This is a genomic window from Acinetobacter sp. YH12254, assembly GCF_013417415.1.
In the GTDB taxonomy this organism is placed as follows: domain Bacteria; phylum Pseudomonadota; class Gammaproteobacteria; order Pseudomonadales; family Moraxellaceae; genus Acinetobacter; species Acinetobacter pseudolwoffii.
Map to the genome: position 1 here is coordinate 197,487 of NZ_VPEB01000006.1, position 22,223 is coordinate 219,709.

Annotated in this window: 22 protein-coding genes; 5 read left to right on the plus strand and 17 right to left on the minus strand. The window is 44.3% G+C overall.

The window, feature by feature from the left end; translation table 11 throughout:
• Positions 1 to 8: 8 nt before the first annotated feature.
• Genes paaC through paaA form a run of 3 tightly spaced genes read right to left on the minus strand, consistent with a single transcriptional unit; the run spans position 9 to position 2,048 of the window.
• The gene (gene paaC, locus FTV29_RS06530) at positions 9 to 764 is read right to left on the minus strand and encodes a 1,2-phenylacetyl-CoA epoxidase subunit PaaC (protein ID WP_159138554.1); all 756 of its coding nucleotides are present in this window, start codon (positions 762 to 764) and stop codon (positions 9 to 11) included.
• Positions 765 to 781: 17 nt separating this feature from the next.
• A complete protein-coding gene (gene paaB, locus FTV29_RS06535) occupies positions 782 to 1,072 on the minus strand; it encodes a 1,2-phenylacetyl-CoA epoxidase subunit PaaB (RefSeq protein ID WP_004279183.1) in 291 nt (96 codons plus the stop codon).
• Positions 1,073 to 1,103: 31 nt separating this feature from the next.
• Complete coding sequence (paaA, locus tag FTV29_RS06540) at positions 1,104 to 2,048, minus strand: 1,2-phenylacetyl-CoA epoxidase subunit PaaA (protein WP_005095897.1); 945 nt, start codon at positions 2,046 to 2,048, stop codon at positions 1,104 to 1,106.
• A 262-nt stretch (positions 2,049 to 2,310) separates the two neighbouring features.
• Here paaA and paaZ point away from each other — a divergent pair, with 262 nt between their 5' ends.
• From paaZ to FTV29_RS06555, 3 genes are all read left to right on the plus strand, one after another.
• Positions 2,311 to 4,422, plus strand: a complete 2,112-nt coding sequence (gene paaZ / locus FTV29_RS06545; RefSeq protein WP_159138553.1) for a phenylacetic acid degradation bifunctional protein PaaZ — start codon at positions 2,311 to 2,313, stop codon at positions 4,420 to 4,422.
• 193 nt (positions 4,423 to 4,615) lie between these two features.
• Positions 4,616 to 6,055: an MFS transporter gene (locus FTV29_RS06550; protein ID WP_159138552.1), complete on the plus strand. Its 1,440-nt coding sequence runs from the start codon at positions 4,616 to 4,618 to the stop codon at positions 6,053 to 6,055.
• A 185-nt stretch (positions 6,056 to 6,240) separates the two neighbouring features.
• Entirely contained in the window at positions 6,241 to 7,176 is a 936-nt protein-coding gene (locus FTV29_RS06555) for a tRNA-dihydrouridine synthase (RefSeq protein ID WP_005095890.1), read from the plus strand.
• Between the two features lie 52 nt (positions 7,177 to 7,228).
• On the opposite strand, the gene FTV29_RS06560 is transcribed toward FTV29_RS06555, so the two are convergent.
• The 4 genes from FTV29_RS06560 to rpe form a co-directional block, all read right to left on the minus strand.
• Positions 7,229 to 7,891, minus strand: a complete 663-nt coding sequence (locus FTV29_RS06560) for a nuclease-related domain-containing protein (protein ID WP_159138583.1) — start codon at positions 7,889 to 7,891, stop codon at positions 7,229 to 7,231.
• A 33-nt stretch (positions 7,892 to 7,924) separates the two neighbouring features.
• Positions 7,925 to 8,407 carry a methylated-DNA--[protein]-cysteine S-methyltransferase gene (locus FTV29_RS06565; RefSeq protein ID WP_005095887.1) on the minus strand — a complete coding sequence of 161 codons (483 nt, stop codon included), beginning with the start codon at positions 8,405 to 8,407 and terminating at the stop codon, positions 7,925 to 7,927.
• 74 nt (positions 8,408 to 8,481) lie between these two features.
• On the minus strand, positions 8,482 to 8,799 hold the full coding sequence (gene sugE, locus FTV29_RS06570) for a quaternary ammonium compound efflux SMR transporter SugE (protein ID WP_005095886.1): 318 nt from the start codon (positions 8,797 to 8,799) through the stop codon (positions 8,482 to 8,484).
• 629 nt (positions 8,800 to 9,428) lie between these two features.
• Positions 9,429 to 10,115, minus strand: coding sequence for a ribulose-phosphate 3-epimerase (gene rpe / locus FTV29_RS06575; RefSeq protein ID WP_005172476.1), 687 nt, complete (start codon positions 10,113 to 10,115; stop codon positions 9,429 to 9,431).
• A gap of 171 nt (positions 10,116 to 10,286) precedes the next feature.
• On the opposite strand from rpe, the gene FTV29_RS06580 reads away from it, so the two are divergent.
• Positions 10,287 to 10,565 carry a DUF2218 domain-containing protein gene (locus FTV29_RS06580; RefSeq protein ID WP_005095882.1) on the plus strand — a complete coding sequence of 93 codons (279 nt, stop codon included), beginning with the start codon at positions 10,287 to 10,289 and terminating at the stop codon, positions 10,563 to 10,565.
• 62 nt (positions 10,566 to 10,627) lie between these two features.
• Here FTV29_RS06580 and fghA read toward each other — a convergent pair whose 3' ends face one another.
• The 7 genes from fghA to FTV29_RS06615 form a co-directional block, all read right to left on the minus strand.
• Positions 10,628 to 11,464, minus strand: coding sequence for an S-formylglutathione hydrolase (fghA, locus tag FTV29_RS06585; RefSeq protein ID WP_074384094.1), 837 nt, complete (start codon positions 11,462 to 11,464; stop codon positions 10,628 to 10,630).
• Positions 11,465 to 11,508: 44 nt separating this feature from the next.
• Positions 11,509 to 12,891, minus strand: a complete 1,383-nt coding sequence (locus FTV29_RS06590) for a C13 family peptidase (protein WP_159138551.1) — start codon at positions 12,889 to 12,891, stop codon at positions 11,509 to 11,511.
• A 121-nt stretch (positions 12,892 to 13,012) separates the two neighbouring features.
• Positions 13,013 to 13,834: a class I SAM-dependent methyltransferase gene (locus FTV29_RS06595; RefSeq protein WP_100328964.1), complete on the minus strand. Its 822-nt coding sequence runs from the start codon at positions 13,832 to 13,834 to the stop codon at positions 13,013 to 13,015.
• Positions 13,828 to 14,652, minus strand: coding sequence for an undecaprenyl-diphosphate phosphatase (locus FTV29_RS06600; protein WP_005095875.1), 825 nt, complete (start codon positions 14,650 to 14,652; stop codon positions 13,828 to 13,830). Before FTV29_RS06600 ends, FTV29_RS06595 begins: the two co-directional genes overlap by 7 nt.
• 16 nt (positions 14,653 to 14,668) lie before the next feature.
• Positions 14,669 to 15,334 (minus strand): tRNA (adenosine(37)-N6)-threonylcarbamoyltransferase complex dimerization subunit type 1 TsaB, encoded by a 666-nt coding sequence (tsaB, locus tag FTV29_RS06605; RefSeq protein ID WP_005095873.1) that lies wholly within the window; start codon positions 15,332 to 15,334, stop codon positions 14,669 to 14,671.
• 136 nt (positions 15,335 to 15,470) lie between these two features.
• Positions 15,471 to 15,998: a gamma carbonic anhydrase family protein gene (locus tag FTV29_RS06610; protein WP_373683528.1), complete on the minus strand. Its 528-nt coding sequence runs from the start codon at positions 15,996 to 15,998 to the stop codon at positions 15,471 to 15,473.
• 24 nt (positions 15,999 to 16,022) lie between these two features.
• Entirely contained in the window at positions 16,023 to 16,631 is a 609-nt protein-coding gene (locus FTV29_RS06615; RefSeq protein ID WP_005095870.1) for a CoA pyrophosphatase, read from the minus strand.
• A gap of 123 nt (positions 16,632 to 16,754) precedes the next feature.
• On the opposite strand from FTV29_RS06615, the gene FTV29_RS06620 reads away from it, so the two are divergent.
• Positions 16,755 to 17,303 (plus strand): NUDIX hydrolase, encoded by a 549-nt coding sequence (locus FTV29_RS06620; RefSeq protein ID WP_167381261.1) that lies wholly within the window; start codon positions 16,755 to 16,757, stop codon positions 17,301 to 17,303.
• A gap of 66 nt (positions 17,304 to 17,369) precedes the next feature.
• Here FTV29_RS06620 and FTV29_RS06625 read toward each other — a convergent pair whose 3' ends face one another.
• From FTV29_RS06625 to FTV29_RS06635, 3 genes are read right to left on the minus strand one after another with little or no spacing between them, the layout of a single operon-like run.
• The gene (locus FTV29_RS06625) at positions 17,370 to 19,301 is read right to left on the minus strand and encodes a hypothetical protein (protein WP_159138550.1); all 1,932 of its coding nucleotides are present in this window, start codon (positions 19,299 to 19,301) and stop codon (positions 17,370 to 17,372) included.
• A gap of 21 nt (positions 19,302 to 19,322) precedes the next feature.
• Positions 19,323 to 20,546, minus strand: a complete 1,224-nt coding sequence (gene filE, locus FTV29_RS06630) for a putative pilus assembly protein FilE (RefSeq protein ID WP_180075251.1) — start codon at positions 20,544 to 20,546, stop codon at positions 19,323 to 19,325.
• Positions 20,547 to 20,553: 7 nt separating this feature from the next.
• Complete coding sequence (locus FTV29_RS06635) at positions 20,554 to 22,218, minus strand: OmpP1/FadL family transporter (protein WP_005095864.1); 1,665 nt, start codon at positions 22,216 to 22,218, stop codon at positions 20,554 to 20,556.
• Positions 22,219 to 22,223 lie beyond the last annotated feature (5 nt).

Genomic DNA, 22,223 nt, shown 5'->3' on the forward strand with positions numbered 1-22,223 from the left:
GTGCCGAATTACCAGTTCATGTTTGGATAAGAGCGCTGCATATATTGCAGTTCAGCCAAAATAAAACCGAGATGTTCTGTATGTAAACCCTGTTTAGCCCCACTACGATAAGCGCCCAGCTCTGGCAGGCTTAATTCAAATCGGGCTAATTCGGCTGTAATTGTTTCTAGCCACTGGACTTTTAAATTTTCAATATCTGGAAGGACACCACTATTGACCAGCTGTTTTTCATCTGCAGTCAATACAAAAAGTTCCTCAGTAAAACGCCATAACTGGTTTAAACCTTGCTGAGTTTTTTCATGCGCTTCAGCTGTACCTAGACTTAGGCGTTCCATCCAGGTGGTGGAAAAACGCTGGTGATATTTCACTTCTTTGAGTGACTTTACTGCAAAGGCAGCCAACTCCGGATGCTGACTTTGACTTAAGGCACTAAACAATAAAGCATGATAGTGACCCATCAGCCACTGACGCACCAGAGTCTGGGCAAAGTCACCATTCGGCTGTTCACACAGCAGTAAATTACGATAGTCACGTTCGTTTCGGAAATAAGCCAGCTTGTCTTCATCACGGCCCTGTCCTTCCACTTCACCTGCCAGACTGAGGGCAGTACGTGCCTGACCCAATAAATCCAGTCCGATATTGGCCAAGGCAATATCTAGTTCCAGTTCAGGGGCATGGCCACACCATTCTGCCAAACGATGCGACAACACCAGTTGACTGTCGCCCACATGTAAAAGAAATTCTGCCAATACTTGATTTGTCATAATCTTCACCTTTCCCTTTACATGTGCTCGATGCCAGCTGGAATGTTATAAAAGGTTGGATGGCGATAGACCTTGTCCAAAGCCGGTTCAAAAAATTCTGCTTTTTCATCTGGCTGGGAAGAGGTAATCAATTCAGATTTCACCACCCAGATACTGATCCCTTCATTGCGGCGGGTATACACATCGCGGGCATTTTGTAGTGCGACCTCCTCATCTGGCGCACGCAGGCTGCCAACATGACGGTGACTCAGACCCTGTTTACTACGCACAAACACTTCATAAAGTGACCAGTTGTTTTTGTTATTCATGAGCAAATTTCCCTATATTGATCAAACTGTTTTAAGCAACTTTTTGTGCTGCTGACTGTTGCTGCTGTTTTTGCGCATAGACTGCTGCTGAATCACGTACCCACTTACCGCCTTCCCAAGCTTTGCGGCGTGCTTCAATACGCTCATGGTTACACGGTCCCTTGCCTGCAAGAATCGCAAAGAACTCATCCCAATTGATTTCACCAAATTCATAATGTCCGGTTGCTTCATTGAATTTAAGGTCTGGATCGGGAACGGTTAAACCCAGCTGCAAGACTTGCGATACAGTGTTATCGACAAATTTCTGACGTAAATCATCGTTGCTGAATAATTTAATTTTCCACTGCATGCTTTGTGCACTATTCGGTGAATTATCATCACTTGGACCAAACATCATCAGTGCCGGCCACCAGAAACGGTTCACCGCATCCTGTGCCATCTGCTTTTGTTCCGGCGTACCATTGGCCAATTCCATCATGGCTTCAAAGCCCTGACGCTGATGAAAACTCTCTTCCTTACAAACGCGCACCATGGCACGGGCATAAGGACCGTAAGACGTACGGCACAGCGCAACCTGATTGACAATAGCCGCACCATCCACCAGCCAGCCAATCGCTGCAACATCGGCCCAGCTCAGGGTTGGATAGTTAAAAATTGAGGAATATTTCATGCGACCGGCAATCAGTTTATCCATCATGTCGTCACGATCGGCACCCAGGGTTTCTGCAGCACTGTACAGATACAAAGCATGACCGGCTTCATCCTGAACTTTTGCCATCAGCACGGCTTTACGTTTTAAAGTCGGTGCACGGGTAATCCAGTTGCCTTCCGGCAACATGCCCACCACTTCAGAGTGTGCATGCTGACCAATCTGACGAATTAAAGTTTTACGATAAGCCTCCGGCATCCAGTCCTTCGGCTCGATGGAAATATCCTTTTCAATCTTTTGATCAAAGATTTGTTGTTGATTATTCATTGTTCCCTCACTTATCCCAAGTGTTGATACACTCAAATTAAAACGATACAAAATTAAAATCAATATCTATTTATTGGTATCATTTAATTTTTATTGCTTATTTTTAATAAATGATTGTTTTATATAGTTTAATATTTTTTATTTTATTCCTAATCATTTTTAAACACAGATTTATGATTGACATTTTCACTTTTTCAACACAAATTATGAAACATCAAAATTAAAATACATCTCAAAACGTATCATAAATGGAGTTTTTACCATGTTAGAGTTAGACAGCAACTCAAGCACAATGGATTATCAAGATACTGAATCAACTCATAATCCTATTGCCATCAAAAGCTTAGCTTCACTGGTGTACGGCCAGGAATACACAGCGCAAGCCGATTTACGTACGGTTTATCATGCCATTAGCGGTGAAGCGGTTTATCAGGTCGGCAGTCAGGGCATCGATACCCAAGCTGTAGTCAAGTATGCCAAACAAAAAGGCGCGACTATCGCCACATGGACCTTCCATCAACGTGCCAATGCACTGAAGCAAGTGGCACAGTATTTGATGGAGCGCAAAGAAGACTTTTATGAACTTGCCAAGGCGACCGGCTGTACCCGTAAAGATGCCTGGATTGATATTGAAGGCGGGATTGGCACCTTATATGCCTATTCGAGTTTGGTGCGTCGTGAACTGAGTGATGAAACAGCATGGGTCGAAGATGCCTGGATTCCTCTTTCTAAGCAAGGTAGCTTTGGCGCGAAACATATTCTGACGCCTAAAGCCGGTGTTGCCGTGCATATCAATGCCTTTAACTTTCCAATCTGGGGCATGCTGGAGAAAATCGCTCCTACGCTACTGGCAGGCGTACCCTGTATTGTCAAACCGGCGACCGAAGGTGCCGAGCTGACCCATGCCGTGGTCAAAGCCATTCATGAAAGCGGTTTCTTGCCAGAAGGTTCATTGCAGCTCATTTGCGGACAGGTTTATGATTTGTTTGATTATTTAAATCCTCAGGATACGGTCACCTTTACCGGTTCTGCATCAACCGGGCAAAAACTGCGTTCGCATCCACACTTAAATGCCTACTCGATTCCATTCACTATGGAAGCAGATTCGGTCAATAGTGCGATTTTGACGGCGCAAGCCAATGATGAAACGATTGATTTATTTGTTCGTGAAGTTTTCCGTGAAATGACCACTAAAGCCGGACAAAAATGCACCGCCATTCGTCGTGCCTTTGTTCCAGCCGAGCTGCTGGATACAGTACAAGACCGTCTGATTGAAAAACTGAAAAAAGTGGTTGTCGGTGATCCGGCTCAGGAAGGCGTGACAATGGGTGCTTTGGCCAGCGTCAAACAGAAACATGATGTCGCGGCAAAAGTTGAACAGCTCAGCCAGGATGCAGAAATTGTGTTCGGTAGTCACTTGCGTCAGGACTTTAAGATTCAAGTACAAAATACTGAGAAGTCCGCATGTTATCCACCAACAGTTTTGGTCTGCAAAGCACCGGCTCAGGCAGAAAATATTCATAAAATTGAAGCCTTTGGACCTGTAGTCACTTTAATGCCATATACTGACCTGGCTCAGCTGGCTGACCTGGTGGCACGTGGCGAAGGTAGTCTGGTAGCATCCATCGTACGCAATACCGATGAAAATATTGAACAACTGCTCAGCAAAATTGCGCCATGGCATGGCCGTGTCCATATTCTGGATGCTGAAAGTGCCAAAGAAAGTACCGGACATGGCTCGCCACTACCTTTGCTGGTGCATGGCGGACCGGGACGTGCCGGTGGCGGTGAGGAGCTCGGTGGCTTACGTGCAGTGAAACATTATATGCAACGGACTGCAATTCAAGGTTCCCCGAATGCCATGACCCAAGTCGGTCATAGCTGGACGGCTGGTGCTCAGGTCTTTGAAGACCGTGTGCATCCATTCAAAAAATCATTTGATGAATTGCGTATCGGTGAGCGTTTACTGACTGCACGACGTAGCGTGACCGAAGCCGATCTGGTGAATTTCGGCTGCCTGAGCGGTGATCACTTCTATGCGCATATGGACAAGATTGCTGCAGCAGAATCCCTGTTTGGTGAACGTGTGGCACATGGCTATTTCGTGGTATCTGCCGCGGCCGGTTTATTCGTTGATGCTGCTCAGGGCCCAGTCATTGCAAACTATGGTATGGACAACTTGCGCTTTGTTGAACCAGTGAAAATTGGCGATACCATTCAGGTAGAATTGACCTGTAAGCAGAAAACTCCAAAAGCACTGCGCGATCCGGCACAGAAACCACATGGTGTCGTGGTCTGGGATATTAAAGTGAAAAACCAGCGCAATGAACTGGTTGCAACCTACGATATTTTAACGCTGGTTGAACGTGGCTAAAAATTCATACAAAAAAAAGGAATCATTATGATTCCTTTTTTTTATCTTTAAAAATTATTTGTATCTATTTTTAAAAACAGATTGACGTCTATCTATTTAGCCTCTAGATTATTTAAATGCGATACAACATAAAAATAACAATCAGATTAAAAGTATCAAATAAATATCTCAAACGATCAGCACAGGATGTTGCATGATGAATGATAAATCGCTGAACCTAGAAATAGTTGAAAGGACGATTCAACCAACAGATCAAAATTTTGAGCCTATACCGACAGAAACGGCCGTACCGCTGTCTGAACAGATTGAACCACCACCGGAAAGCAGCACCTATCAATGGTATGTGGTGGTCATTTGTATGGTGGCTTACATTCTGTCATTTGTAGACCGTCAAATTTTATCGCTCATGATTGAACCGATTAAAGCCGATTTAATGCTGAGCGATACTCAGTTTAGTCTGTTACAGGGTCTGGCCTTCTCCTTATTTTATGCCATTATGGGCTTGCCCATTGCCGCATTGGCGGATCAAAAGTCACGGATTAAAATTATTGCAACCGGGATTGCATTCTGGAGTCTCGCTACAGCGGCTTGTGGCCTCAGTAAAAACTTTATTCAAATGTTTATTGCACGTCTGAGTGTGGGTGCCGGTGAAGCTGCGCTTTCCCCTGCCTTTTATTCAATCGTTGCCGATTTATTTCCGAAAGATAAATTAGGCCGTGCACTCGGTGTATATGCGATTGGTGCCTTTATTGGTTCGGGCCTAGCTTTCCTGATTGGCGGCTATGTGATTGGCCTGCTAAAAGATGTCAGCTTCGTAGCCTTACCCCTCATTGGTGAAGTGAAAACCTGGCAACTTACCTTTATGATTGTGGGTCTTCCAGGCGTATTACTAGCCCTACTCATGGTGCTGACGGTGCGTGAACCTGCACGTAAGGGTATGAAAGTCGATCAGGATGGCCAGGTCATTAAAGCCTCTTTCAAAAATTCGATTGGTTTTATCAAGACACATAAAAAGACCTTCTTCTGTCATTTTATTGGCTTTTCTTTTTACACCATGATGCTGTATTCGCTGCTGGGCTGGGCACCTGCCTATTACATGCGTAATTTCGGTCTGGATGCGAGTCAAACCGGTTATATCCTTGGGACGATTATTCTAGTCGCGAATACTTCGGGTGCCTTATTCTGTGGCTGGTTGATCGACTTCTTCTCGAAACGTGGCTATAGCGATGCTGCAATTCGTACCGGTGCCATTGGCTGTGCGGCGCTGATTATTCCGAGTGTGCTGTTCACTCAGGTCGATAATATGCAGCTTTCATTTGCGCTGATTTTTGTGGCGATGTTCTTCTCCACTTTCCCGATTCCTGCATCGGCTGCTGCTACGCAAATGCTGACACCAAACCAGCTACGCGCACAGGTATCTGCCAAGTTCCTGCTGGTTTCAAACCTGATTGCCTTAGGCATCGGAACCACCGCTGTGGCATTAATAACGGATAAATATTTCCAGAATACCTTAATGGTTGGTAACTCGATCTCGATCGTCAATGCCATTGCCGGATTGATTGGTTGCTTCCTGTTGTACAAGGGCTGTCAGTATTATCGTGAGAGTATGAAAGTCGAGAAACTGGCTGATTAAAATGGCTGGATATCGCTAAATCATCCTAAGCTTCACTTTTAAAGGCCTTTAATCCACATTAAGGGCCTTTTTATATCAGCCCAAAAAGTTCAATTTTCAGGTTCTCAGATTTCAATTCCCATCCAGCCTAGACAGGCTGCCTAAAAAAACGTATAACACCGTTTTAAATTTACAGGTGTGCACCGTTGAAACTTGTGCTTGCTCCCATGGAAGGCTTAACCGATCCGATTATGCGTGATGTGCTGACATCCGTAGGTAGCTTTGACTGGTGCGTGACCGAGTTTATCCGTGTCACCGACTCTATCCTGCCCGATCATGTTTATCACAGTTACTGCCCGGAATTGCTCAATGATGGCAAGACGGCGGCGGGTACGCCGGTACATGTGCAGTTTCTGGGAAATAATCCGGAAATGCTGGCAGCAAATGCAGCCAAAGTTGCCGCGATGGGTGCACCGGCAATCGACCTGAATTTTGGTTGTCCTGCGAAAACCGTGAACCGTCATCGCGGCGGTTCCGTTTTACTGGATGAACCCGAAGTGGTACATGAGTTAGTCAAAGCCGTGCGGGATGCAGTACCGGCGCATATTCCGGTGTCTGCGAAAATGCGTCTGGGTTATATGGACCGCAACTTTATGCTGGACAATGCCCATGCTATTGAAGATGCAGGAGCATCTTGGGTGACGGTGCATGCGCGCACCAAAGCCGATGGCTATACCCCGCCTGCTTTTTGGGACCAGCTACAACCGATTCGTGAAGCACTGAAAATTAATGTGATTGCCAATGGTGAAATCTGGAACAATACCGATGCCAAACAGTGTCGTCTGGAATCCGGTTGCGAAGACCTGATGATTGGCCGTGGTGCCGTGACCACACCCGACCTGACCCAATGTATCCGTCAAAATTCGGATGCACCTTTGATGAACTGGAATGAACTGCTGGAACTGCAAATTCGTTTTATCAATGGCCCCGCCAAAACTGAGATCGGGATGGTCGGTCGTTACAAGCAATGGCTCGGCATGATGTCGAAACATTATCCTGAAGCCAAAGCCTTATGGGATGAAGTAAAGCGGATTAAAGTTCTGACTGAAATGACCGAAAAACTGAAAGCCTCAACTATGTAAATGCAAAAGCCTTTGAATGATTCAAAGGCTTTTTTTGATTCTATAAATCATTTTAAGGCTGCTTATGCTGTTTTAAGCTTTCTACATGTTTCCGATTGGTTTTCCAGGATTTTTCTAAAAGCTCTTTTTCTAAACGCAGTTGTATCCGTTTTAATTTTGTTTCAGAAATCATCTGTTGATCAAAACTTTTCACATAATCGGTCCAGCCTGCACCGCAAAATACCTCATTCGGCATTGGTGTTTTAAATACCGCATCCGGCATAAATACAATCACGGAATGCAAAAGATCTGGCTCCACAATATCAGTCAGTAATTGTTCCAGAACTTTGATGTGTTTATAGTTTTGATGAATCGGATTTTGAAATGTATAACTGTTTTTATAAATTTTCTGGGTCCATTGTTTCTGACGCGCGCTTGCAAAAATCCAGTCCTTATAGTTTTTGGTTTCAATCACAAAGATGCCATAAGGACTTAATAGCAGATGATCGATTTGTGTGGTGGCACCTGCTCCATCTGGAAGGGTCAAATCATTCAGCAGAATGTATTCAGGGTCTTTTAAATACAGTTTGACATGGGCAGCAACCGCAAATTCTCCTAATTTCCCTTTTAAAAATGGCTTAAATAATTTAAAAACAATCACGCCAAAGAACAGCAGAAAAATCCACCATACACTGGACCAGAGCGAACTTAATATCTGTAATGTGGAATGTTCAATATTCTAATTTTCATTTATTTTAAGACTTCGATCTTAATGCGTTCGCTCAATATTTAACAGAATTTCTTTTTTATCCAAACCACCGGCGAAGCCCACCAGCTTACCACTGCTGCCAATCACCCGATGACAGGGTGCAATAATCGAAATCGGGTTTTTCCCGTTGGCTGCACCCACGGCACGCACTGCTTTAACATTACCCACCTGCTCGGCAATATCGCGATAGCTTCGGGTCTGGCCATAAGGAATATTCAGCAGAGCCTGCCAGACTTTTTTCTGAAAATCGGTTCCGGCAAAGTCCAAAGGCAAGTCAAAAACATTGCGCTGACCAGCAAAATACTCCTGAAGCTGGCGTCTGGTTTCAATCAATACCGGATGCTGCGGATCTTCCACCAAGGTCGCCAGTTTCACCCGATTCGGCTGTTCACAATCCCAAAGCACAGCTACCAGTGCGGTGTCATTCGCGACCAGTCGTAACTGACCGACTGGAGAATCCATATAGAGATAACTTAAGTTCATGCTTACACCCTGTCCCGGATCAGCGGAGTTTATTTTCTATTTTAACTCAGTTCACCGAGACAGGCTGAAACAAATTATGAAGAAGATACTTTCATCAGCACCAGACCGGAAATAATCAATACTGCAGCCAGCATACGCATGGCCGATGTCGGCTCACCCAGAACTAAAATCCCGATCAGAAATGAACCCACAGCCCCGATTCCGGTCCAGATCACGTAAGCTGTGCCTAATGGCAAAGTACGCATGGCATAGGCCAGTAAGGCAAAGCTGAGAATCATAAAGAAAATGGTGATGATACTTGGCGTTAATCGGGTAAATCCTTCGGACAATTTCATGGAATATGCCCAAACGATTTCAAAAACACCTGCGAATATAAGTGCAATCCAGGCCATGCAGCCCTCCTCTTTTATCTAAGAATCAGGCCGTCCTGACGATTTTTCCTGTGCATTTCAGCATGAAATAGACAAGGGAGGTCGTTCCTCCTACCTATAAAAAAATTTATAAAACCAGATTACGCACACCTGATTATTTTTACAAAACATGACTCTTAGAGATGCAACTTAACCTGATCTTACTCAAATCTTCAAGACATTTGTCGCTGCTGTTATTATGGTAGATATTCAAAATGATCATTCAGAAATAGCCCCTATGATCAGGCAAATTCAACAACAACAATTTCACAAAAATAAGTGCAGCATATCAAGTTATACACATCCATTAAATTTAAATAACGAGCAAAGAGATTATACAATGAAATACAATTTTAAGACCTATTGATCACTTTTTATTTAACATGATTATGAACCTATGATGAATAAACGACCCCTAAACAAGAGGGGTTGTAAGGTATAAAAAGAACCAGATTTGAGCTCTTTTTATACAAACTTCGTCTAAGGCATAATCAATCTGGCTACAAATGATTACATTTTACACAACATATCCATATGGTTACCCACATGGATATCTACACACTTATCCATAAAGTTATCCACATATTTATGTGCATACTACTTTTTAGCGATTAGAGTTGAACCTGACCAACTTTGGCTAATTCTGCACGCATTTCATCAATTACAGCTTTATAATCCGGCTTGCCAAAAATAGCAGATCCAGCGACAAACATATCCGCCCCCGCTTCGGCAATTGCACGAATATTGCTTGGGGTAACACCGCCATCGACTTCCAGCTGAATATCACGCCCTGAAGCATCGATCAGTTTACGGGCCTGACGCAGTTTATCCAAAGTCATCGGAATGAATTTCTGTCCACCAAAACCCGGGTTTACACTCATCAACAGAATTTGATCTACTTTATCTAATACATAATCCAGATAATGCAGCGGTGTGGCCGGGTTAAAGACTAAACCGGCTTTTGCACCACCCGATTTGATCAACTGTAAAGAACGGTCAATATGGTCAGATGCTTCCGGGTGGAAGGTAATGATATCGGCACCTGCTTCAAGGAAATCCCCGATCATACGATCTACCGGTTTCACCATCAAATGCACATCAATCGGGGCTTTGATCCCATAGTTTTTCAATGCCTTACAAACGCCTGCACCAAAAGTCAGATTCGGTACATAATGATTATCCATCACATCAAAATGAACAACATCTGCCCCTGCTGCCAAGACGTTCTCGACTTCTTCACCTAATCGGGCGAAATCGGCAGATAAAATTGAAGGTGCAATTAAATATGGCTTGGACATGGGAGAACCTGGCTAGCTAAAATTGGATTTTTCTCATTATAACAAATCCAGTCCGGCTACTGTGACCTTGATGTTGCAAGAATAAAACGCTGTGTAACGCTTTAAGGCTTATGAATGCCTTTCAATTTGGTTTAAAGTCCTGACAAGGATAAAAAGTTTAGAGGAGTAAGAATGCAAAGTACCGCCCAGATCCAGACTCAACAGGCGCAGCGCCTTGCCAAACGCCTGGCCAATCACTGGAAGCATAAGTTTACCATCGAAGAAACAGACCAGCAGTTCCTGATTCATTTTCCGAGTGCAGAGCTGATGTTAATTCCTCAGACTGAGCACTTGCTGGTGACCATCCAAAGTAGCGATGAATCTACCGATTTCGATAAACTGGAAAATGTGGTTCTGGATCATCTCATTCGCATGGGACAGGAAGATTTAACAGCAGACTGGCAAAGATAAGCGATAAAAAGCCCTGATGATCTTATATCTAGTAGGGCTTTTTTATATGAATAATGTTAAATTTAAGGCTGAAGCTGTACCGCATGAAACTGTAGATGGTCATCCATAAAACTTTGAATAAAGTAATAGCCATGATCATAACCCTGATGTTCACGCAAGGTCAGCGACTGGTTCACGACATCACAGGCCTGCTGGAACAGCGCCGGATTCAGCTGGCTATAGAACTGGTCTGAAAAACCCTGATCAATCAGGATGTCAGCGAATAAGGCCCCTTTCTCTTTAACCAGTGCAGTCGCATCATGCTTGAGCCATTCTTCACGGTTTTCACCCAGATAATTCGAGAAAGCTTTGTCTCCCCAAGGACATTGGCTTGGTGCACAGATCGGTGCAAAAGCCGAAACTGAACTAAATTTTTCTGGATATTTAAAAGCCAGAGTTAATGCACCATGTCCTCCCATACTGTGACCGAATATGCCAATCTTACCCGACTGAATCACAAACTCTTCAATGACCAGCGCATAGAGTTCATCGACGATGAAGCTTTCCATCTGATAATGTTCAGCCCACGGCGCTTCGGTGGCATTGATATAAAAACCTGCTCCCTGACCGATATCCCAGTGATCGCCTTCTGCCACAGCTTCACCGCGTGGCGATGTATCCGGTGTGATTAAAATCAGGCCCAATTGTGCTGCCAGACGCTGCGCATGTGCCTTAATCGCAAAGGTTTCCTCGGTACAGGTCAAGCCTGCCAGATAAAACAATGCCGGACAGCTATGACCTTCTAGGGCTTGAGGCGGCAGATAAATACCAAATTTGGTGGATGTTTTCAGTACTTTCGAATCAAAGCGATAAATCCGCTGTTCACCTTCAAAGCTTCTATTGTTCTGTACGAGTTCCATGGCATATTCCTTATGATTGCAGCATATCTGCTGATGACATTGATCTAAGGTGATTGTGTCATTGTACTGGTTTGCGGAAATAAACGTTGTTCCAGCTGTGGCAACATCAATTGCATATTCTTGCCAATCACCCATTGCGGTTCTGAAGGCTCGAAGCCTTGCGCTGATTCCCATTTTGCTACGGTATCTCTGGCCTGTTCGAACGCGGCTTGCAGACTGCTATTTTCACGCATCGCTTCATCAAAGAATGCACGGCCAAAATAGGTATAATCCGCTTCATTGGAGCAGCCAAAAGACTGACGGTCGGCTGCCGAAGCCGTAATCACCAGGGTATTGTCATTCTGCAGGGCCGAAGCAAAGCTGCCGGAAAAACAGGCCGAGATCACAATCACACGCCAGCGAATGCCTGCTGCATCCAGTGTTTCACGTAACCATTTTGGATCGACCTGGGCCAAATCTAGCGGCGCATTTTCCATTTCAAACACATTTGGCAGACCATGAGAGGTCATATATAAAAATAACACATCACTTTCACGGTTCATCTGCTGGCCCATACGGCGCAATGCCAGTTCCATACTGGTCTTGGAGGCAATCGGCAGGGTGGTACGTGTCGCCGGATGATTGACCAAAGCAATAGAACGGCCATAAGTGCCAAAACGGGTATCAAACTGCTCTTTAATCCGCTCAATTTCAGAATGAAATACATCCTGATAACTTGCGCCAGCCACGCCCATAAAATACCAGTGCGATTGGGCAAATTCACCGTATTCGATATTTTCCAGGGCTTTGTTCAGCAAAATTGGCTGCGCATAAAATGCATCTTCGGCAAAGCTCGGTGGAATTTCTTCGACTTTCCAGATCGGTTGATCTTTGACTGAAATTTGCCAGACCACCAGCGTAAACAGGGTCGCCAGCATAATCAGCGCACGCTCCCACCAAGGCCATTTTAATTCACGTGAAATTACCCAGACCACAGCCAGACTTTGCCAGACAAATAACATGACAAACAGGGTCGGAATATAGTCATAGAGGATATAAGGCAGATAGTCCAGATCGCCCAGATATTGAATCAGGCACTGGAACAGCATGATATGGGTATCTATAACCAACCATAACAATGCCGGCACCAGCATCAAACGCAGGTTATTGATCCGTTGCGACAGAAAGATACCCACAATCAGCGCAATAAAAGGCCAAAGTGCATAACTAATCAGACCTTGAGAGTTAAAATCTCCCATACGGCCTGAACTGAGCCAGCTAAATAGGCTGTTGGCACAACCACCCAGAATCCCCCAGAACACCAATTGCATGATCGATGGACGAACCAGTTGCAATGAACGCCGAGATCCCAGAAATAACCACATCCCGGCAATTTGGTTGCTCTTAAAATCGTGCCAAAAATTAATGGAGGGTTTAAAGTCGATCATAGAATTTCAAGGAGATCAGTGGCTCGCTAAGGTGCTGAATAAGTTTATGCTTGATAACGGTTTTATCAATGCCAATTGTTAAATATACAACAAATCCTTGCTTAATATTGAAACAATTATCTTATTCAGCCACAAGTTCATGCTGAAAATATGCATCAAAACGGCAGGCATCACCTTGCCATTGATGATGAGGTTCTTTTTCTGCCAAAAACACCGCCAGACGTGGACGTTTGACCACCACACGTTTGGCAATTTTTTGCGCCAATTCCAACAGGTTATCACCCAGATCCATTTCGCCATCTTCAGGCAAAAGCATGTGCAAGAGCTGCATCTGTTTTTTGACTTGCGCCTGTTTCTTGACCGCCTGCTGGTTCTGATCCCGCTGCGGGAACATCGGATCCAGATAGACCACATCTACAGTTCGATGCTGCTCGGCTTGCTGCTTCAGATAATCGGCTGAATCAGAAAAGACCAGTTGAATCCGTGATACGACTTGACTCAGGAATGCATCAGATTGTGCACGGGTATGGGTATCTTCAAGTAAAGTAAATAATATGGGATGTCGTTCGACCAGCGTGACTTGGGCACCTAAATGCGCCATCAATAAACTGTCATGTCCCAGACCCGCGGTGGCATCGATCAAGCTCGGTTTCTCGGCTAAATGACAGGCACGTGCAATCATTTCAGATTTTAAAGATGCACGTTTTAAACGTCCGGTCTCGGCTTGCCAGTCCGGTTGCATTTTCATGCCATGGGCACAAAGCCAAAGTCCATTCTCATCCACACATAAGGCCAGTTCAGGATTCAGACGAAAGAAACGTGCATTGAGTTTTTCAACCGTTTCAATTTCGACCTGCACCCCACGAGAAGAAAGCACAGCCCCGAAGTGCTGTGCTTTCTGTTGATCGTCAGATTCGGCATATAAGCGAATCGCGCTTACCATAATTTCCAACCTGTATAGGCAAATAATAAAATCAGCAGACCCGAAGCAATACGATACCAGGCAAAGATCATAAAGTCGCGTTTAGCGACATAAGCCACCAGCGCGCGGATGAGTAACAGTGCCGAAATAAAAGAAACCAGAAGCCCGACCCCGATCACGGCCCAGTCTTCAGTAGTATTTAGCACATCATAACTTTGATAAAGATCCAGCAGGCCGGCACCAATAATGACCGGAATACCCAGAAAGAATGAAAATTCAGTCGCGGCCTTACGTGATACACCTAAAAACATCGCACCGATAATGGTCGCACCTGAACGGGAGGTTCCCGGAATCAAGGACAAGACCTGAATCAGACCAATCCAGATGGCATCTTTAATACTGAGATCTTCAACTTCATGTGCACGAACTTGAGGCGGATGTTTTTCAATCCAGATAATGATCAGGCCACCCACAATCAAACCAATGGCAATAGCAATATCATTAAACAGAAACTGTTTGACCGTTTGCCCCAAGGTCAGTCCAATCAATATAATTGGAATCGAGGCCAAAATCAGGCCAATCCCTAAGCGACGACCCTGTGGCTCACCGCTGACAATCCCGGTTGCTGCTCCCCAAAGACGGGCCCAATATTCATAAATTACCGCTGCAATGGCACCCATTTGAATAGCAATGACGAATACATCACTCTTTTCCTTGGTCCAGAAATTCATTAATTCTGATGCCAAAATTAAATGGCCAGTACTGGAAATCGGCAAAAATTCGGTAATACCTTCGATAATACCCATGATTGCCGCTTTGAGTAGCAGTAAAAGATCCATGCTTTATCCTAATTAATTATGCTTTGCCTTGTTCAGGAATTTTTTTCCACGCGTTATCACGTAAATAGACCGGCAGCGCCAATTCTGCACTGACCCAGTTTTCTGTGTGTGCTGCTGCACGTGCGATGCTGGCAATATCCTGTGCGGTCGCATGCACATTTTTATACATTGAAGTTTCAGTTTGTACCAGCTCAGCACCAGAGCCCACCGGCGTAAACCGAACAGCCTGACTGCCTTCGGCATAACTTAATAATTGTTCTTCATCGACCGGCTGCATGATCCCCTCTGCATCCAGTTGATAGCTCGCGATATAAACTTCGCTCATGCGTGCATCTAACACGGCAGAAACTTCGCTTAAACCATGTACACGGTAAGCTGCCTGCGCCAAGGCCTGTAAAGTCGACACCGGAATCACCGGCACATCATTTGACCAGGCCAGCGCCTGCGTGACTGCGGCATTAATCCGCACGCCGCTAAAAGAACCCGGACCACGACTAAAAGCAATCGCGGTTAAATCGCCAATCGTCAATCCAAGATCTTGCAGACCTTGTTCAATCATTGGGAGAATCGTTTGCGTTTGTGCCTTGGCGCGCGCATCAAGCTGAAAAAATAGTTCTTGAGTATCATCGATCACAGAGACGGAACACTGCTCATTGGCAGTCTCCAATGCCAGCACTTTCATGCACAACCTTAATTCAGAGAATATAAAAAACGCGGATATAATACTCCACTCATATCCGCTACGCGAGATTTTCCCGAAACAGATACAAAAATGCCTAGAAAATTCTAGGCTTATCATGATTCTCTAGAACATCGTATTAAAGCTGAATTTGTTCCAGATCCTGAAATTTCTGAAAATGCCCGGCATAGTGCAGGGCACTCATTTTCAGCTTTTGAATACTGTCTTGATCCAGCGTTTTCACCACTTTGCCCGGTGAACCCATCACCACCGAATTATCCGGAATGATCTTGCCTTCAGGAATCAGGGCATTGGCACCAATAATACAATTCTTGCCAATCACCGCATGATTCAGAATCACCGCCTGAATCCCGATCAGGCTGTTATCACCAATGGTACAGCCATGTAGCATGGCCTGATGTCCGATGGTGACATAATTTCCAATTTGCATCTCAATACCGGCATCGGTATGCAGCACAGCATTTTCCTGCACATTGCTGAAATCACCCAGTTTGATTTTACTGTTATCTGCCCGTACCACAGCACCAAACCAGATGCTGACCTGCTGCCCGAGTTCGACTTGTCCAATTACTGTTGCCGTTGGTGCGACCCAGCCATCCCATGGCTGCTGTGTAGCAGTCGGTGTGTGTCCCTGAAATTTATACAACATTGATAAAATCCTGTTCAATGGTTAAAAAAATTTGGAGCGTTTAAAACTTGGTGAATTGAGCAGGAATGGCCAGTCTTTTTTATAATCCAATCCATACTGGAACAAAGAAATCAGCATACGTGCCGTCAATCCCCAGACCACTTCATTTTCTACCCGCATACTTGGAAAATATAAAGATTGCTGGGCAAAGCGGACTTCATAAGGTGTGGGCGTGGCTTCAAGCAAATGTTGCAATGAGGCAAAGAAAATCCGGTCGATTTCCGTTGGTTGCGGAATCAGCTGCACTTGCGGCGGAATCAGCCCGACAATCGGCTTAACCAGCATGCCATTACGGGCTTTCTGCATGGGCAAGTCCCCCATCAGCTGCACATCAAAGGGATTTAATGCCGTTTCCTCATAGGCTTCTCTTAAAGCCACGACAATATTGCTGGTATCTTGTGGATCGCGCTTGCCACCCGGAAACGAAACCTCTCCGGCATGATTATTCAAATAGGCCGAACGGCGGGTCAGCAATACTTTGGGATCAGCTTCATCGGTGATCGCAATCAACACGGCAGCATGCGCAGATCGAATACGCCTGGAAAAGCGTAATCGTTGCTGCAACTTTTGTGTCAACTCACGCGCATCCATTCTTTCAGCCCTAGCCATGATCATAATTTCATCATAGCTGATTTTTGATTCAGCGGGATAGAAATGATGCCAAATTTTGATTTTTCAGTTATCCTGAGCTTACTTTTATCATTGATGATGAATATGAACTTCTGTGTGAATTGTGGACATAAAACGACCGAAAAAATTCCTTTGGGCGACCAACAAATCCGCAGCGTGTGTAATTCATGTGGCTCTATTCATTATATTAATCCAAAAGTCATTTGTGGCGCGCTGGTACTCTGGGACAATAAAGTCCTGCTGTGCCGCCGCGCCATTGAACCGCGTTACGGTTTATGGACTTTACCTGCCGGCTATATGGAACTGTTTGAAACCATGGAGCAAGGTGCTGCACGGGAAACCCGTGAAGAAGCTGAAGCCGAAGTGGAGATTGAGCAGTTGTACTGTATGTATAACATTCCGCGTATTGGCCAGATTTATGTGCTGTTCAAAGCCAATCTGATTGATGGAAAATTTGGTGCTGGTGAGGAAACCATCGAAGCACGTTTATTCGATGAAGCAGATATTCCGTGGACCGAGCTGGCTTTCCCAAGTGTAGAACATACACTAAGACATTATTTTGCAGACCGTAAAAATAATATTTTCCCGATGCATTTAGAAACCTTAGGTTCGCGTCTGGATCATACCGGTTAAATCCAATAGATTGAGCGCGCATAAAAAAATCCCATACGCAGATGGGATTTTTTTATTTATGGGACATTACGCTTTAGCTTTGACGCGATAACAATCTGCAAGTTTAAACTCAACAGACCCACCGCTTCGTTTGGCCAGACCAATATCGTCAGGCGTTTCATCCTCATTATTATTGTTATAAATTTTCTGGAAACTGGCATAGGTATTGGCCCATTGCACGCCGTCTCCGACCGAATTCAGGAAGGTGACCCGCCCATTCTGACCGGCAGCAGTATCCAGTACATTGGACAAATTCAGCAGAGCACCGCCAATCACAATCGAATCATTTGAATTTGGTGAAGACTGGATGCGTGAATCGACCCCAACCAATGCACCATTCAAATCCCCTAATTTTACATTGGCCAAAATCAGACGCATCGAAACCGATTTATCACGAACAAATGCACGGCCTAAAGTTCCAAGCCGGTATTGCTGTACGCCATTCAATAATAAATTGTTATCAAGCACATCGCCCTCACAGCCTGTTATTGGGTCGGTCGCAAGATTATTCTCAGATTGCATATTGGTTCGCACATCACCATTACTATCAATCACAATCCCCAAAGTGACTGGACTGACCGTCGTATCACTAAACTTAAACTCCAGATTGGCATACATCGGGAAGATATACTTCTCCCCACTGGCTACATTCTGCTCTGTTTTAAATACCGCACGATCCAGATAGCTGATTGGAAAAATTTTATATAAATCAACACTTCCATTATATTGATCACCATCCGCATCCAGACGCCATGCCCCTAAACTGGCTTGATCAGATGCATCCAGCTGTGTTTTCCCAGTGACCATCTTATAAAAAGCTTCTTTACCCGCAATCACATAATCATTCAGCAAACTGCCCCGATACAGTTCAAGTGGCGTAGCGTTATTTGCGACATTTAAACGATAAGGTGCAGTAATCGTTTTGCTGGTAGGATGAATCCATGAACTTTGCGGATCGGCCGTCATTTGTGCAGGTTTCACATTACGAATGAGTTCAGCATTAATTCCACCCAGTGAAGATAGATTTTTTGCGGGCAGTTTTAACTGGCTATCACGCCATTGCAGGCCACTGCCAAAGGTATAACCCTGACGGTCTGTGATTAGCATAAAATGACCAAATAGATGTTTGGTATTCTGATCTTTAATATCACAAGGTGTTTTATTGCATCCCACCAGTCCATCTGAACCCGACTGGATGCTACCAATCACACCGGAGGTTGAAAATAGTGAAAATTCCGGCTGATAAACCGCGGCATTGGCAATGGTTACCAGTTTTTTCACTGTAGCAAAAGCAGCTTCATCAGAAATCTGGTCAACATCGATAAAATCCTTAATTTTTGTGGCGAAGTTAGCATCCGTCAGACTGATATTTCCACTCACTTTAGCCAAGTCTTTACGCATTTCTTCGGTAATATACAAAGGCTGCACATCCGTTGGATTCACAATACGGCCTTCTTGTATCGCCAGAGCTTGCAGAATTTTCACCAGACGCATGGCAACCTGAACTGTAGGATCATTCTGATCTAAGTTATTTACCTGACGTCCAGTAATTCCTTTTGCAATATCGACCACACTTAAACGTGGGAGCTGAGTCTGGGTACTAAAGGTGGCATAATCGCTCAGCTTAAGTTTGCCGAGAGTAATTTTGCTTGAACTAAAACTCTGAATATAAAATTCAACCTCATCCGTCTTTTGACAGGTTCCGGATGCCACGCCAGCATTACTATCAAATAGAGTAATGAAGGTATTTTCTTTATCGCCACTACAATTAAAATTCAAGCCATCCAGCGGATATTCAAGCCCCCATTCCACACAATTATCTGTCCCTGCTGTACAGGTTCCATTGGTCGTGGCTTCATTATTTTTTTCTGGAATCACATTGGCACTCTCCCCACCACATCCTGCGAGTGCAGCCAAAAGTGTAGTTAAAGCAAATGGATATAATATTTTATTTTTCATCTTGTTATACTCGAATAGTCCTTATCGAATGGCGACTAATTTTAGTTGTCCATAATTAGTGAGCATCTTGTCTTCAACATCGATTGCTGAGGCTAAAGGCGTCAATAACACATACTCACTTTGCGCAGGGATCTGAATAATGCCTTCAATACGCTCATGTTGAATAATATTTGCTTGTCCTTCCTGGTTTTTAAAACCACCCGCTCCTTCCAGAACACAGCCTCTATTGTCTAAAAAGACCACAAAAGGCCAATAATAAGTAGGATTTTTTTGGCGTGAAGCATAAGAGTTAATCTGAATATTCTTGATATCAGACTGTAATTGCACGACTTCAAAATCAAACTCATCTGCTTTCAAAGGCGCACGAGGCCATAAATTGACTTCTTTTTTAAGGCTGATCTGTTTGGCTTTTTTGATTTTTTTGTCATTAAAGCACTGTTTTCCCAAACTCTCTCTAGTTTCAGCTTGTGAAATACGGTAATAACTTTGTGCCAGCACCACTGGACCTGTATCCAGTGTAGGCGTTTTAAATAAGGATTTTAATACTGATTGGCCAAGCCCTTTTTCACGCTCAATGGTCTGGATTCGGGTAGAGCCGATATTTTTATCTACCACGCCCTCGGGCATACTGTAGAAACGTTTCCTGCCTTCTAGATTAAATTCTTTATTCTCAAGATATTCACTGTCCACATAGTCCACGCCTTCAATCTGACTGAATCCGGTTTTCTGTAGCATCGGGCTTGAAGCGGGTGTCATGGCCTTAGGCATTTGAGTCAATTGGGTTTCAGATCTTATTAATGGCTTAGATTCTGTCAGTTCTTTCACAATCTGCGGTTGTACTGGTTGTACTGGTTGTACTGGTTGTACTGGTTGTACTGGTTGTACTGGTTGTACTGGTTGTACTGGTTGTACTGGTTGTACTGGTTGTACTGGTTGTACTGGTTGTACTGGTTGTACAACCAGATTATGGTCTGACTTAAGTTCTGCTGGTCTATTTTCTAGGGCTGATACTGTTTCTAAGTTTTGCTTTACAGGAGGTGACTGAACCACTGCAACTGCTATTTTTTTCGATGCTAGAGATTTTTCTTCTGTTTTTTTCTGTGGGTTATGATTACGTGGCACGACTAATGGTCGCCCATCTGGACCAATAATGGTAATAAATTCTCTGGCGCTTGTATAAAAAGATAAGGGTACCAGACTTAATGCCAGTACCACTTTCAATCCAATTTTTTCTGTCTTGATCATTTCTTCCTTACCAACGAGTGCGATAGTTCAAACCTAAAATGGTAATCTTGGTATCTGTTTTCACGTTTAAACCTGCATATGGGTTTAATAACAGGTTATTCACGCCGGTCTGGTTGGCTAAACTACTGGTATTTGCTGGAATTTGATCTTTACTGCGCAAGAAACCAATCGAGAGATCCAAATCAGTATCTGCATCAAAACGATAACCCACACCTAATCCAAATAGCTGTGCACCATTAATAGGAACCATCGTATTGCGCTTATTTTTTGGAATAGCGCTGGTTCGTGGCTCATAACCTGCGCGAAGTTTTAAACGGTCGGTGGCGGAATACTCCATCCCGATTCCGAAATTCCACGGCGATTCGAATCCCATCGGCAAAGCCAACGTGGAATCAGTGACATTAGCAGACAAGATTTTGGCAATTTTTAAGGCTGAAATGGTACGGTCAAACTCGAACTTAAACTCATCCCAAACCTTGTAGTCTGTCCAGCCAATATCAAAATTTACCTGCAAATCTGGCATGACTTTATATTTGATACCTGCCTGAAAATGCGCCGGATATTCAAAATCCATCGACACCAAACCAGACTCACTGGATGGAATATAATTAGGAAACCCAAGAATTGCTGCCAGAATCTGACCCGTCGGTGAAGTCATTAAACCCTTGATCATTTCCTGTGGTGCTTTAGCATTATCAATATGATATTTACCTTTTAAGCGCATTTTTGCCGCACTTTGGTAGACCATACCAAAACTGAAATCTTCGCGTGGCTCCCACAATATCCCGAGGTTATAGCTTGGGCTTAAGTTTTGCTCAAGCTCCAGTTGCATCTGACCAAACTTGCCAAATGGGTTCATTCCCTCATCCGCATTACAGATCCCCAGCAACAGAATATCGGTAATAATGTCGGAGTTTTCTTTAAATGGTGTACAGACAACTTCATCGATCATACGCAACATCCCGATCAGCTCATTCGGGAAACGTAAATCTGTTTTCATCCCAATGGCTTGATAGGACATTCCGACAGAAGCACCAATGGACAGTTGGTCATTGACCTCATAACCAATCGATGGAGACAGGTAAGTAATCCGCTCCAAAGCAACTTGCTGGCCCATAAAGTTTGCCGGATTACCATCTTCATGACCGAAACCAGCGACTAAAGGCGCATATACCGCTGTTGCATAGGTCGCTTTAGAACCAGGCGGGTTATAAGCAATCCCCATGGTGGGCGCAGCCAAAGGGAGACCTTCGCCTAAATCCACCATCTTTTTCAGAAAAGGGACATACAGGCTGACATATTCCACATCACCACTGACCGGCCCTTTAAAATCAGTACATAAATCAGATGAAACTTCCGGTCCATCATTACAGACGATAGGGTCATCAGAATAGCCAAATACGTTATATCCAGCCGGCACTGTAAACTCCCGCTGGATATCAAAATTCGCCACAATAATCTGCTGTTCGGTTTGCAAACCATCAATTTTAGTTAGAGCAGCCGGGTTAAAGTGAATGGCATTGACTCCCGGGGGATCCGCCGTAACTGCATTCCCCATGGACAATGCACGTAAATCAACCGAAAGGTTGGTTCCCAATTGTGCAAAGGTATAACTTGAACAGCCCGCAAGAATAATTCCTGTTAATAACGGGCTAAGTCGAATGTTTTTCATACGAC